This window comes from Dactylosporangium cerinum (genome assembly GCF_042653625.1).
GTDB lineage: Bacteria > Actinomycetota > Actinomycetes > Mycobacteriales > Micromonosporaceae > Dactylosporangium > Dactylosporangium cerinum.
Genome location: NZ_JBHSIU010000041.1, coordinates 527,405 through 539,069 on the forward strand (window position 1 = coordinate 527,405; position 11,665 = coordinate 539,069).

Below are 11,665 nucleotides of genomic sequence, written 5' to 3' on the forward strand. Positions count from 1 at the left end.
CCCGTTGAATGTTTTACCGCTTGATGGTGCGGAAGGCGGCGATGAAGCCTCAAACGCAGGATCGGTTCCGGCCGGTGGACCTCGCCCGCGAGCACGGCCTGTCCGCGCAGGCGGTCCGCAACTACGAACGCGACGGGTGCATCCCTGCGGCCGCGCGCACCCCGAGCGGCTACCGCGCCTACACGGCCGTGCACGCCCACGCGTTGCGCGCCTACGTGGCGTTGATCCCGGCGCACGGATACGCGACCGCCGGCGACATCATGCGCGCCGCGAACGCCGGCGACCTGGACACCGTGCTGCGCGCCGTGGACCGCAGCCACGCGCAGTTGCAGCGCGACCGGGAGACGCTCGACGCCGTCGAGGTCGCCGTCACGACCCTGGCCACGCCGGCGCCCGTGGTCGCGGTGAAGGCCGACCGGCCGCTGCTGGTCGGCGACGTGGCGCACCGGCTCGGCGTGACGCCCGCGACGCTGCGCACCTGGGAGCGGGCCGGGATCCTCGCGCCCCGGCGGGCCACGGTCGGCCATCACCGCCTGTACACCACCGACGACGTCAGAGACGCTCAGCTGGCGCAGCTGCTCAGGCGCGGCGGCTACCTGCTGGGCCACATCGCAGAGGTCGTCGGCCACGTGCGGGCCACGGCCGGACCGGCGCCCCTGGACGCGTCACTGCGGGGCTGGCGGGAGGGCCTCGCCGCGCGCGGCCGGGCGATGCTGACCGCGGCGGGCCGGCTCGCCGACTACCTACGCTTCCTCGACGGCCGCCGGGAGGACCTGCAGCGCGAGCAGGGCCGTGTCGTCGTCGATGCCGGTCCCGAGGTCGTCCAGCAGCCCGGTGAGCGCCGCGACGACGCCCGCGGCACCGGCGGTGGCGTATCTCTCGGCGAACGAGCGCAGTGACGGCGCGCCGAACCGGCCGGTCGGGGTCCTCGCCTCGGTGAGGCCGTCGGTGTAGAGCAGCAGCGTGTCGCCCGGCCCCAGGTCGACGGCTCGGGTGACGATCCGGATCCGCGGGAGCAGGCCGATGAGGGTGCCACCGACGGTGGACTGGAACTCGGCGGTGCCGTCGGCACCCAGCAGCAGCGCCGGTGGGTGCCCACCGCTGGCGAGGTCGGCGCGGTGTCCGGTCGCGGTCGGCGTGAGGACCCCGAACACGACGGTGCAGTAGCTGCCGTGGCCGAAGTCGGCGTCCTGGCACAGCACGGTGTTGAGGTTGTCGAGGACCGCGGCGGGCGACGGGTCGTAGACGGCGGCGGCGCGCAGCGCGTAGCGGGCCCGGGCGGTGACGGCGGCGGCCTCGACGCCCTTGCCGCACACGTCGCCGAGGAAGAACGCCCAGCGGCCGTCGTTGAGCCGGAACAGGTCATAGAAGTCGCCGCCGACCTCGTCCGGGGACGCCATGTGGTAGTGCGCGGCGGTGCGCATGCCGGGCGGGACGGGCAGGACCGCGGGCAGCAGGCTGCGCTGCAGCCCGGCGACGAGCAGCCGGAGCCGGTCCCGTTCACGGTCGGCGGCCTGCCGGGCCCGCAGCAGCTCCCGCTCGTAGTCGCGGCGGTCCCGGGCGTCGAAGACGGTGGTGCGGATCAGGTCCGGGCCGCCGCCGGCGTCGCGCCTGACGGTGGAGGTGACCAGCACCGGCAGTCGCTCCCCGGCGGCGGTGCGCAGTTCGAACGCGACGCCGCGGACCTCGCCCTGCATCCGCAGGAGCGGCGCGAAGTGCGTCTCGTGATACATGCGGCCGCCGACGGTGAGCAGGTCGCTGAACCGGCGGTGGCCGACGACGTCGTCGCGCTCGTGGCCGAGCCAGCCGAGCAGCGTGGCGTTGATCTTCGCGATCGTGCCGTCGGGATGGGTGGAGAGGTACCCGCACGGCGCGTTGTCGTACAGGTCGGCGACGTCCTCGTCGAACGGGACGCTCACGGCAGGGTCGACACGAACGACCTGATCGCCGCGGCGGTCTCGGCAGGGGCGCTGAGCTGCGGGCAGTGCCCGGTCGCGTCGAGGGTGACGAGCCGGCTGCCGGCGATCCGCTCGTGCACGAACGCGCCGACCTCCGGCGGGGCGATCATGTCCTCGCGGCACTGCAGGATCAGCGTCGGCAGGGTGACGCCGGCCAGGTCGGCGCGGTTGTCGGACAGGAACGTCGCCCGCGCGAACGTCGAGGCGATCGCCGGGTCGGTGCGGCAGAAGCTGTTGGTCAGCTCCGCGCCGAGCTCCGGCCGGTCGGGGTTGCCCATGATGGCCGGCGCAATCGCCGCCGACCAGCCGAGATAGTTGCTGTCCAGGGAGTCCAGCAGCTCGTCGATGTCGTCGCGGCTGAAACCGCCGTGGTAGCCGTCGTCGTCGAGGTATCGCGGCGACGGCGTCACCAGTACCAGCGCGGCAAACCGATCCGAAGCCAGGTTTGTGGCGAGGATACCGATCATCGAGGCGACGGAGTGCCCGACGAACACGACCCGGCGCAGGTCCAGGGCGTCGCACAGGGCCACGACGTCCTCGGCGTAGCCGTTGAGGGTCGCGTGCCGCTGCGGGCTCCACGCGGCCGGGTCGGCGCCGCCCGCCCCGGCGTGGTCGAACGCGACCACCGTCGTGTCCTTGGCGAGGATAGGCTCGACCAGCCGCCACATGTGCTGGTCGCAGCCGAACCCGTGGGCGAGCAGCAGCGGATGACCGGCGGCGCCCGGCTCGGGGCCGGTGACGGTGACGTTGTGGCGGGTCCGCAGGCCCATGCGTCAGCTCGCCGCCCCGGCACGGGGCATGAACAACCTGACCGTGACCCCGCGGGCGGTGCTGGAGATGTGCAGGTCGCGGCACAGGGCGCGGACCATCCACAGGCCGCGGCCGCTGACTGCGTCCGCCGCCGGCAGCTCCTGCGACAGGTGCTCGGGCAGGCCGGGGCCGTCGTCGCTGACCTCGATGCTGACCCCGTCGTCGGTCTGTTCGATGACGATCCGGCCGCTGCCGCCGCCGTGGCGCACGGCGTTGGCGGCCAGTTCGCTGACCGCGATCACGAGGTTGTGGGCGTTGGTGGCGGAGACGCCGGCCACGTGGGCGGCCTGGTCGACGAGGTCACGGACTCGGCGGAGGCCGTCACCGGTGAACTCCTTGGACACGGAGCGTATGCGGTCGCGTGTCATGAGTCACCGCGCCCCTACGCATAGGTTGTGTCCTGGCATGTCGCCCCGATCGACACTGTACCCACACCACGCGGCGGCGAATCCTGGCGGGTTTCACCAGGCGGTAGCATCGGCCCGGACAAGATCTGACCCGGTCGCGAAGGAGGCGGTGTGACAGCGTCGTTCACCACCGGCGACCCGCGTCCGGACGGCTCCGTGCGCCTCGACGTCGAGGGCGACCTGGACCTGACGGTCAGGTCCTCGCTCGTCGGCCACGTCGACCGGCTGCTGGACGACCCGGCGGTCACGGGCGTCGTCATCGACCTGTCGGCGGTCGAGTTCATCGACTCCAGCTGCATCGGCGCGCTCGTCGGCTGCAAGCTCGACGCCGACAAGCGCGGCCGGACCATGCGCGTGCAGGGCGCCCGCGGCCAGGTCGACGAGGTGTTCGAGATGACCGGCGTCGGCGCGGTCCTGGGCGGGCCGTCCGGGTTCTAGGCGTGGCGGGTGACCCGGTTGGGTAACCGCGGTGGATGCCCGACGCCGAGCAGCGCCCCGCACCCCTGATCCGGCCGCCCCGGCTGCTGACCGACGTCGACCGCGCGGCGACCCGGCTGGAGTTGTTCTTCGACCTCGCCTATGTGCTGGTCATCGCCGAGCTCGCGGCGAGACTGACGAACGACCTGACGGCCGAGGGCGTCGCCGTGTTCGCCGGGCTGTTCACGGTCGCCTGGTGGTCGTGGGTCACGACGACGCTCTACGCGAACCGTTTTGACACCAACGACGTGCTGTACCGCCTGGGCAAACTGGCCTCGACCGCGGCCGTGCTCGGCATGGCCGCCAGCGCCCCGGACGCGACCCGCGGCACCGCGACCGCGTTCACGCTGTGCTACCTGGCGACCAGGGTCGTGCTGTTCGCGTTGTACGCCCGCGCGTACCGCCACGTCCGGGACGCCCGGGCCACGATCGGCATCTACCTCATCGGCGCCACCGCGGGCGCGGCGTGCTGGCTGGCGGCGCTCGCGGTGCCGGGCGACTGGAAGTTCCTGCTGTGGGGGTGTGGCCTCCTCCTGGAGGCGCTCGCCCCGGTCGCCGCGACCCGGTTCGGCGACAACGTGCCGCTGCACCTGGAGCACCTGCCCGAGCGCTTCGGCCTGTTCGTGATCCTCGTGCTCGGCGAGTCCGTCGCCTCGGTCGTCCTCGGCGTCCACGACACGCACTGGACGACGTCGTCGGTGCTCGTCGCGGGGGTGTGTTTCGTCGCGGTCGCGGCGCTGTGGTGGAACTACTTCGACCTGGGCGGCGCCGCCGGCAAGCAGGAGCTGGTGCACACCGACGAGACCCAGGAGGGCGGCGCGGCCGACGGCTACGTCTACGCGCACCTGCCGCTGACGCTGGGCCTGGCCGCCGCGGCGGTCGGCATCGAGCAGTTGATCCTGCACCCGGACGGCGGTGTCTCGACGCTCGGGCGGTGGATGCTGCCGGCCGGGGCGGCCCTGTTCCTGCTCGGCACCGCTGCGGTCATCGCCGGCACCGCCCGCCGCCTGCGGGCCGCGTGGCCGTGGCCGCTCGCCGCGGTGCCGCTCGTCCTGGCCGCCGGGACGCCGGTCGGCTGGCCGCCCGCGGCGACGGCCGGCCTGATCGCGGCGGCGCTGCTCGCCGTCGTGCTGGCCGGGATCCGGGAGCAACAGCGCGGCGCTCTGCGCACCACCGAGACCTGAGGTTGGTCAGAGGTTCACCTCGTGCGACGTCGGCCGCAGCACGTCGCGGATCACCAGCGCGGCGGCCGGCACCCCTGGCCTCGCCGGGCTCTCGGCGGCGACCCGGGCCTGCGCGGCGCGGGCCACGTCGCCGAGGTCCTCCAGCTCACCGGCGGCGACGGCGGCGCGCAGCCGGGGGAACTCCTCGCGCGTCTCACGACGGATGTGGGTGGTCAGCATGCCGTGCAGCACGACCAGCCCGTCGGTGCGGCCGAGGCCGGCGGCGGCGTCGACGCGGGCGGCGTCGGAGAGGGCGTCGCTGATGCGGCGTTCCTCGTCCAGCAGCTGCTCGGCGAGGTGCTCGGCCGGGTCCAGGTGCCGGGTGATCGGGTGGACGATCTCCTCCTCGATGCACTCGTGCACCGCGATCAACCAGGCCAGCTCGCCGAACGCGGCGTGCCGGTCCTCCCCCGCCGCGGCGAGGGTCCGCTGGAACTGCCACTCGATGCGCTGCTGCTGTCCGGCGAGCAGGCCCGGCAGATCCGCGGCGGGATGCAGGGCCGGGTGCGCCGAAGATGTGAACATGGGGCCTCCTTGCCGATCGGGTGCCACTACCCCGCCCGGGCGGGGCGACACCTCATCGTCCTCCCGCGGACGGGTGCCGCGGGGCAGGATGGGCACATGCCCGGTCAACCGCACGAGGTGCTGCGGCTCGCCCGCGAGGACGCCATGGTGCAGATCGCCGCCCTGCACCGCGATCTGGAGGGCGTCATCGACGCGTCCCGGTCGTCCAACGCCGACGACGAGCACGATCCGGAGGGCGCGACGATCGCGTTCGAGCGTGCCCAGGTCGCGGCGTTGCTGGACGGTGCCCGCCGGCGCCTCGCGGAGCTGGACGCCGCCCTCGAACGGGTCGAGGCGGGCACGTTCGGCCGGTGCGAGCGGTGCGGCCGGCCGATCCCGGCCGAGCGCCTCGAGATCAGGCCGTCCGCCCGGACGTGTGTCACCTGCCCCACCCATTGACTTTTAGTTAAGTTTCTTTATCGTTGTGCCTCAATATACCTCGTCCTGGAGGCATTGATGGCGCTACGACTCCGGCTGGTCCTGGCCGCCGCCGCGACACTCCTGGTCGCCGGCGGCACGGCCGCGATCACCACCCCCGCCGCCGCGGCCGGCTCGCTGACCGCGGCCCTCACCTACGACTCCGACTGGGGCTCCGGCTACCAGGCGAAGTACACGATCGCGAACGGCAGCACGTCGACCGTCACCGCCTGGACGGTCGAGTTCGACCTGCCGGCCGGTTCGACGCTCGGCAGCTACTGGGACACCCTGGCCGCCCAGTCCGGCACGCACGTCACGGCGACGAACCGCACCTACAACGGCACCCTCGCGCCGGGCGCCTCGACCAGCTTCGGCTTCCTGGTCTCCGGGTCCGGCAAACCCGCCAACTGCAAGCTCAACGGCGCGAGCTGCGCCGGCGTGATCGACACCCAGGCGCCGACCGCCCCGGCGAGCCTGCGCAGCACCGGCGCCACCTCCAGCAGCGTCAGCCTCGCCTGGAACGCCGCCACCGACAACGTGGGCGTCACCGCCTACGACATCTACCGCGGCGGCACGCTCGCCACCACCGTCACCGGCACGACCGGCACCGTCGGCGGGCTCTCGGCGTCGACCGCCTACACGTTCACGGTCAAGGCCCGCGACGCCGCGGGCAACACCTCCGCGGCGAGCAACTCGGTCAGCGTCAGCACCACTGCCGGCGGTGGTGGCGGCGGTGGTACCCCGCTGCCCGTCGCACCGTACGTGGACATGGGCGCGTGGCCGACCCCGTCCCTGGTCGACATGGCCACCGCGGGCAACCTGAAGAACTTCACCCTCGCGTTCGTCAACAGCGCCGGTTGCAAGGCGTCGTGGTTCAACGCGTACGACCCGCGGGCCGCCTGGGCGAAGGACCAGATCGACGCGATCCGCGCCCGGGGCGGCGACGTCAAGATCTCCTTCGGCGGGGCGAGCGGCATCGAACTGGCCCAGGCCTGCTCGACCCCGGCCCTGGTGAAAGCCGAGTACCAGGCCGTCGTCGACGCGTACCAGCTCAACTACATCGACCTGGACATCGAGGGCGCGGCGGTCGCCGACCCGACCACGGTGGCCCGCCGGTCGCAGGCCCTCGCGCTGCTGCAGGCGGCCCGGCCGAACCTGAAGATCTCCCTGACGCTGCCGGTCCTGCCCGAGGGCCTCACCGCCGACGGCGTCGCGGTGGTCCGCTCGGCCCGCGATGCCGGGGTGAACCTCGACATCGTCAACGTGATGGCGATGGACTACCAGCGCAGCAGCGGCGACTACGGCAACTTCGCCGTGCAGGCGGCGCAGTCGACGTTCGCGCAGCTCAAGACCCTGTACCCGGCGAAGACCGACGCGCAGGTGTGGCGGATGGTCGGTGTGACGCCGATGCTGGGCAAGAACGACGACGGCGGCACCTACGACCAGGCCGACGCCCGGCAGATGGTCGCGTTCGCGCAGGCCAACCACCTCGGGATGCTGTCGTTCTGGGAGACCACCCGCGACCGCAACGCCTGCACCGGGGCGCTCTACCTGTGCACGAACATCCCGCAGCAGCCCTACGAGTTCAGTCGCATCTTCGCCGCGTACACCGGCTGACGCTCTTGATGGCCTTGGACGGGACTCCCCCGTCCAAGGTCAGCTCGTGCTGAACGGGGTCTGCGGCGGGGCGGAGCGGCGCCGGCGGTCGTCGGTGTCCGCGACGGTCTCCGCGGCCGGGTGCGAGAACACCGCCGGTGCGATCTTCGCCCGGGTGGCGGCGGTCTCCTCCTTTTCGGCTTCGGGTTTTTCGGCCTCCGGCGGTGCCTTGAACGTCTCTGCGGCGGGGCGGGCCGCGGCCTTGTAGGCACCCGGCGTCTCGGGCGCCGACGCGCTGAACGCGTTGCGGGACGCACCACGCAGCTGGCTCGGCGGTCCCACGGGGTCCTCGCCGCTCGCCGGCGGGGTGGCGGCGGCCGGCTTGAACGCGGCGGCGGCCTCCTCGCCGGTCATCCCGCCGGAGGAGACCGCGCGCCACAGGGTCGTGGTGGTGCCGGCCACGGTGACGACGTGCCGGTCCAGCGCCTCCGGGGTCGCGCCGGCCGCGGCGAGGACCTTGGCGGCGGCCGGCGGCAGGTCGGCCCACGGACGGACGGTGGCGGCGGTGAAGCCGTTCGCCGCCCACTGCGCGGCGAGGCGGCTGATCCGCTCGGCGACCTGGGCGGGGACGACGTCGCGGCCGCTCGGCCGCTCACCCAGCAGGGCCCGCGCGAGCTCGGTGAGCTCCGTGATCGGCACCCAGCGCACGTCCATGCCGCCCCCGCTCACGTCGGAGTTCGGGGGTGTTGCCACACGGGTGGCACGGCGGCCAGCGGTCGGTTCCATCAGCTCATGATCCCCCATCGTGTAATCGGACGGCTACGCGCACCCCGGCCCGGTGATGTTCCCGACCGCCATCCGGCATTGCCGGCTTGGCCCCGATGAAGATCGACCTGGCCGCAGCCGCGATCCCAGCCGCCGCCCGGGCCACCGCCCGGGCCACCGGTGCGGGTGGTGCCGGCGGTGCGGGTGAGCCGCTGCGGAGCGCGCACGCCGCGGTTCGTGTCGTGCCGCAGCACGGTGCAGCCGCGGTCCTCGGCGTCCCGCGGGACCTGCGCGGACGCGGGGCCGCTGCCGTTGTCGATCACCACGACGCCGGTGCCGGACGCGGCGTCGCGCAGCGAGGTGACGGTGGTGAGGAGACCGAGGCCCGGGTCGTGCACCGGCAGCAGCAACAGCATTGAGATCCCTCACTCGAATCGGTTGAGTGAGGTGTTACCCCGGCGCGCGCCGGGGCAATGACGCGACCATCGCCCGCTCGCGGCGCCGCAGCCGGGCCGGGTCGGTGACGCCGAGGAACCACAGCCGGGACGCGACGTGCACGACCCGCTCCCGGTTGGACGCCGGCTCGCCACCGGTGGCGGGCACGTCGAGCAGCCCCGCGCCGCGCAGCCGCAGCACCTTGCGGGCGAGGAAGCGGATCCGTGGCAGGTGCCACGCGTGCGATACCAGCCCGAGCGGGTGCCCCGGCCCGAACGCATGCCCGGCGAGCAGCCCGTCCTCGACGGTGTGCAGCAGGTTCTCCAGCGTGCTCCGCGAGCGGCGCTCCAGCTTCAGCTCAGCGTGCGCCGCCAGCCCGGCCGCCTGTGCCCGGGCCAGCATCAGGTCGCCCTCGCGGGACCCTTCCGGCGGCTGCGGCGCCCCTCGCGACGCCTCGGCCCAGCCGCCGGTGAACACGACCAGCGGCGCACGCGCGGCGGCGAACGCGTCCCGGTGCGTGTGCACGTAATCGATTGCGGCGTCGACCCTCGCGGCGCTGGCCGGGGTGAGCACGAACTGCTCGCCGATCGTCGTGACGCCCCGCCCGAACACCAGCAACACGGTGGCGACCGGTGCCGTCATGATCTCCACGGTACCGGGGCCCGCGCTCGCGTGTTTGACTGCGGCGGTGACATCGACGACGCCGCAGCTGCCGGAGCACGACCTCGCCGGGTTCGTGGCGGACCGGCTGCCGCGGCTGTCCGGCCTGGAGCACGAGGCGCTCGTCGTCGCCCTGGAGCTGCGTGCGGACCCGGCGGCGGTCGCGCCGCTGCGGGAGCGGGTGGTGGACGCGCCGGCGGAGCTGCTGTTCGGGCTGCATCACGCCCTGGTGCGGCTGACCGGCTACGACCCGGTGCTGCCCCTGGACCGCGACGCCTGGCCGGACGCGGTGCGGCGGGCGTGGGCGGCCTGGGACCCCGGCGTCGCGGCCCGTCCCCGGGTCGAGGACGTCGAGCTGCTCGCCGGCGACCGGGCCCGGCTCGTCGTGGTGGACGGGCGGGGCGTCATCGGCATCGACTACGACCCGCCGCCGCCCGCCTCGTCCTGGCCGCGCTGGGGCAAGTCGGTCCTGGTCGCCGGCGAGCGGCTGTACGACGTCGGCTCCGACTGCGGCACCTGCGAGACGAGCCTGCGGCTCATCGGCTGGCCGCCGCGGCCGGCCGCGGTGCTGTCGCAGCGGGTCCGGGACCGCCTCGCCGACGTCGGGGCGCTGAGCGGTGACGTGCTCGACGCCGTCGCGCCGCTGCTGACCGGGCTGCGCTCCGGGCACTACCTCGCGGTCCTGGCCGACCTGGACCTGCAGCACGTCACCGACCCGGCGGCGTCGTGGTGCTCGCGCCGCCACGACCTGCGCACCGGTGAGACCGACGACGAGGACGACGCCGGGCTGGACTGGCCCGGCACCGAACATCTCCAGCTGCGCACGGTCGTGCCCGGAGCCGGTCTCACCTTTGCGGTGCTGCTGCCGAGCCGGGCACTGGACGCGCTCGACGGCCGCGCCGTGGACGCGCACGCCGAGACGATCACCGCCGGCGGGCGGCCCACCGCGGTGGTCAGCGCGTGGGTCGAGGACCGTTACGTGCGCGGCGAGCACCCCGAACGGTTCCTGGTCGGCGTGATCCTGGACGGCCACCACAAGCTCGTCGCCTACGCCCGGGCCGGGGTCGCGGCGCGGGTGCTGCTGCTGTGCCGGGTCGAGGACTCGTGGGGGCCGCCCGCCGCGCGCACCGCGTTCCTCGACGAGGTGTTCGCGGGGCTGGGTGAGGTCATCGGGGCGTAGCGCCACGGCCCCGACGGTATTGACCGTCGTGCATGGCGGCGTTACTTTGAGGATTGTTTACAGAAGGGCGGGACGGTGCTGCCGAGGCACGAGCTGGACGTGCCGGACCCGGCGCCGCTGCCGTTCGCGATCGGCTCGTTCGACTGGTTCGGGCCGATGGCGCGGGCCGGGTTCCCGCACCGGCACAGCTTCCACGAAATCGTGTACGTGACCAGCGGCAGCGGCGCGCACGTCGTGGATCTGCACGCGCATCCGCTGCGGCCGCCGCAGCTGTTCGCGGTCGCACCGGGGCAGGTGCACCACTGGCAGGACGTGCGCGGGCTGGACGGCTGGGTGGTCGTCTTCACCGACGACGCGCTGCTGCAGCACCCCGGGGACCGGCGCGCCCTGGCCGTGCTCGCCGGGTCGGCCGGGCTGCGGCCCCGGGCCGGCGACGCGGCCGAGCTGGCGGCGCTGCTCGGGGTCATGGCGCACGAGTACACCGAACGGCCCGCCGGGTTCGACACGGTCCTGGCGGCGCTGCTGCACGTGCTGGTCGTGCGGACGCTGCGGCTGGTGCCCCCGGTGCCCTCGGTTTCACCGGCGCACCGGGCCCGCTCGGCGCCGTCCGTGCTGGAGACGGGTGTCGCCGAGCGGTTCGGGCGGCTGCTGACCTTCGAAACCGGTATCGCGCCGACCGTGCGGGCGTACGCGGCCCGGCTCGGCGTGTCCACCAGCCACCTGACCGAGGCGGTCAAGGCCTCCACCGGCGAGCCGCCGGGGCGGCTGATCCGCCGCGCCCAGGCCCTGGAGGCACGGCGGCTCCTCGCGGGCACCGGGCTGAGCGTGGCACAGGTCGCGCACGCCGTCGGGTTCGCCGACCCCGCGTACTTCTGCCGCTTCTTCCGCCGTGAGGTCGGCGTCAGCCCGGGCCGGTTCCGCGACCAGCACCGGCACTGACCTGCCACCCGGCAGGGATCGGGGGTCGAGCCCGGCGTCCTGCCCCGCACGGTCGACCGCACGCCGGGCGGGAGTTCCAGGACGATCGCCCCCGAATGGAGACGTCGGCCAGGTCGTCGCCCGCACCCCGTCCTGGGAAGCCGCCGCCCGTCCCGCTCGACGTCCTCCATCCGGCCGGAAGCACTGGCAGGTCGTGCCGCCGCACGACATCTGCTGCCGCCCGTAAAATGTGCC

The 11,665-nt window shown here is 73.8% G+C and carries 13 protein-coding genes and 1 pseudogene; 7 read left to right on the plus strand and 7 right to left on the minus strand.

What is annotated here, in order from left to right; all coding sequences use genetic code 11:
* Nucleotides 1-41: 41 nt before the first annotated feature.
* Nucleotides 42-899, plus strand: coding sequence for a MerR family transcriptional regulator (locus ACFPIJ_RS31450; RefSeq protein ID WP_380120312.1), 858 nt, complete (start codon nucleotides 42-44; stop codon nucleotides 897-899).
* Here the strand turns inward: ACFPIJ_RS31450 and ACFPIJ_RS31455 are convergent.
* From ACFPIJ_RS31455 to ACFPIJ_RS31465, 3 genes and pseudogenes are all read right to left on the minus strand, one after another.
* Nucleotides 831-1,919, minus strand: a pseudogene (locus ACFPIJ_RS31455) (PP2C family protein-serine/threonine phosphatase); the annotation flags it as partial. The gene ACFPIJ_RS31450 and the pseudogene ACFPIJ_RS31455 overlap by 69 nt on opposite strands.
* Entirely contained in the window at nucleotides 1,916-2,728 is an 813-nt protein-coding gene (locus ACFPIJ_RS31460; protein ID WP_380120314.1) for an alpha/beta fold hydrolase, read from the minus strand. The gene ACFPIJ_RS31460 and the pseudogene ACFPIJ_RS31455, both read right to left, overlap by 4 nt.
* 3 nt (nucleotides 2,729-2,731) lie before the next feature.
* The gene (locus ACFPIJ_RS31465; RefSeq protein ID WP_380120316.1) at nucleotides 2,732-3,112 is read right to left on the minus strand and encodes an ATP-binding protein; all 381 of its coding nucleotides are present in this window, start codon (nucleotides 3,110-3,112) and stop codon (nucleotides 2,732-2,734) included.
* 174 nt (nucleotides 3,113-3,286) lie between these two features.
* Here ACFPIJ_RS31465 and ACFPIJ_RS31470 point away from each other — a divergent pair, with 174 nt between their 5' ends.
* Nucleotides 3,287-3,613, plus strand: coding sequence for an STAS domain-containing protein (locus tag ACFPIJ_RS31470; protein WP_380120317.1), 327 nt, complete (start codon nucleotides 3,287-3,289; stop codon nucleotides 3,611-3,613).
* Nucleotides 3,614-3,648: 35 nt separating this feature from the next.
* The gene (locus ACFPIJ_RS31475; RefSeq protein WP_380120319.1) at nucleotides 3,649-4,836 is read left to right on the plus strand and encodes a low temperature requirement protein A; all 1,188 of its coding nucleotides are present in this window, start codon (nucleotides 3,649-3,651) and stop codon (nucleotides 4,834-4,836) included.
* 6 nt (nucleotides 4,837-4,842) lie between these two features.
* Here the strand turns inward: ACFPIJ_RS31475 and ACFPIJ_RS31480 are convergent, their stop codons facing one another.
* On the minus strand, nucleotides 4,843-5,400 hold the full coding sequence (locus tag ACFPIJ_RS31480) for a hemerythrin domain-containing protein (RefSeq protein ID WP_380120321.1): 558 nt from the start codon (nucleotides 5,398-5,400) through the stop codon (nucleotides 4,843-4,845).
* Between the two features lie 96 nt (nucleotides 5,401-5,496).
* On the opposite strand from ACFPIJ_RS31480, the gene ACFPIJ_RS31485 reads away from it, so the two are divergent.
* Both ACFPIJ_RS31485 and ACFPIJ_RS31490 read left to right on the plus strand, forming a co-directional pair.
* Nucleotides 5,497-5,838 carry a TraR/DksA family transcriptional regulator gene (locus ACFPIJ_RS31485; RefSeq protein ID WP_380120323.1) on the plus strand — a complete coding sequence of 114 codons (342 nt, stop codon included), beginning with the start codon at nucleotides 5,497-5,499 and terminating at the stop codon, nucleotides 5,836-5,838.
* Nucleotides 5,839-5,895: 57 nt separating this feature from the next.
* A complete protein-coding gene (locus ACFPIJ_RS31490; RefSeq protein WP_380120325.1) occupies nucleotides 5,896-7,473 on the plus strand; it encodes a cellulose binding domain-containing protein in 1,578 nt (525 codons plus the stop codon).
* Nucleotides 7,474-7,512: 39 nt separating this feature from the next.
* Here the strand turns inward: ACFPIJ_RS31490 and ACFPIJ_RS31495 are convergent, their stop codons facing one another.
* The 3 genes from ACFPIJ_RS31495 to ACFPIJ_RS31505 are packed head-to-tail and all read right to left on the minus strand — an operon-like array spanning nucleotide 7,513 to nucleotide 9,294.
* The gene (locus tag ACFPIJ_RS31495; protein WP_380120327.1) at nucleotides 7,513-8,238 is read right to left on the minus strand and encodes a hypothetical protein; all 726 of its coding nucleotides are present in this window, start codon (nucleotides 8,236-8,238) and stop codon (nucleotides 7,513-7,515) included.
* Nucleotides 8,238-8,633, minus strand: a complete 396-nt coding sequence (locus ACFPIJ_RS31500) for a glycosyltransferase family 2 protein (RefSeq protein ID WP_380120329.1) — start codon at nucleotides 8,631-8,633, stop codon at nucleotides 8,238-8,240. Before ACFPIJ_RS31500 ends, ACFPIJ_RS31495 begins: the two co-directional genes overlap by 1 nt.
* Before the next feature lie 34 nt (nucleotides 8,634-8,667).
* Nucleotides 8,668-9,294 carry an ElyC/SanA/YdcF family protein gene (locus tag ACFPIJ_RS31505; RefSeq protein ID WP_380120331.1) on the minus strand — a complete coding sequence of 209 codons (627 nt, stop codon included), beginning with the start codon at nucleotides 9,292-9,294 and terminating at the stop codon, nucleotides 8,668-8,670.
* A gap of 46 nt (nucleotides 9,295-9,340) precedes the next feature.
* On the opposite strand from ACFPIJ_RS31505, the gene ACFPIJ_RS31510 reads away from it, so the two are divergent.
* Nucleotides 9,341-10,492: a hypothetical protein gene (locus ACFPIJ_RS31510; protein ID WP_380120333.1), complete on the plus strand. Its 1,152-nt coding sequence runs from the start codon at nucleotides 9,341-9,343 to the stop codon at nucleotides 10,490-10,492.
* Between the two features lie 75 nt (nucleotides 10,493-10,567).
* A complete protein-coding gene (locus ACFPIJ_RS31515) occupies nucleotides 10,568-11,431 on the plus strand; it encodes a helix-turn-helix domain-containing protein (protein ID WP_380120335.1) in 864 nt (287 codons plus the stop codon).
* Nucleotides 11,432-11,665: the final 234 nt, after the last annotated feature.

Excerpts from the sequence above, each read along its gene's own strand:
- ACFPIJ_RS31495 (WP_380120327.1), bottom strand. The coding sequence starts at position 8,238 with ATGGAACCGACCGCTGGCCGCCGTGCCACCCGTGTGGCAACACCCCCG.
- ACFPIJ_RS31485 (WP_380120323.1), top strand. The coding sequence starts at position 5,497 with ATGCCCGGTCAACCGCACGAGGTGCTGCGGCTCGCCCGCGAGGACGCC.
- ACFPIJ_RS31450 (WP_380120312.1), top strand. The coding sequence starts at position 42 with ATGAAGCCTCAAACGCAGGATCGGTTCCGGCCGGTGGACCTCGCCCGC.
- ACFPIJ_RS31480 (WP_380120321.1), bottom strand. The coding sequence starts at position 5,400 with ATGTTCACATCTTCGGCGCACCCGGCCCTGCATCCCGCCGCGGATCTG.
- ACFPIJ_RS31460 (WP_380120314.1), bottom strand. The coding sequence starts at position 2,728 with ATGGGCCTGCGGACCCGCCACAACGTCACCGTCACCGGCCCCGAGCCG.
- ACFPIJ_RS31500 (WP_380120329.1), bottom strand. The coding sequence starts at position 8,633 with ATGCTGTTGCTGCTGCCGGTGCACGACCCGGGCCTCGGTCTCCTCACC.
- ACFPIJ_RS31475 (WP_380120319.1), top strand. The coding sequence starts at position 3,649 with ATGCCCGACGCCGAGCAGCGCCCCGCACCCCTGATCCGGCCGCCCCGG.
- ACFPIJ_RS31490 (WP_380120325.1), top strand. The coding sequence starts at position 5,896 with ATGGCGCTACGACTCCGGCTGGTCCTGGCCGCCGCCGCGACACTCCTG.
- ACFPIJ_RS31505 (WP_380120331.1), bottom strand. The coding sequence starts at position 9,294 with ATGACGGCACCGGTCGCCACCGTGTTGCTGGTGTTCGGGCGGGGCGTC.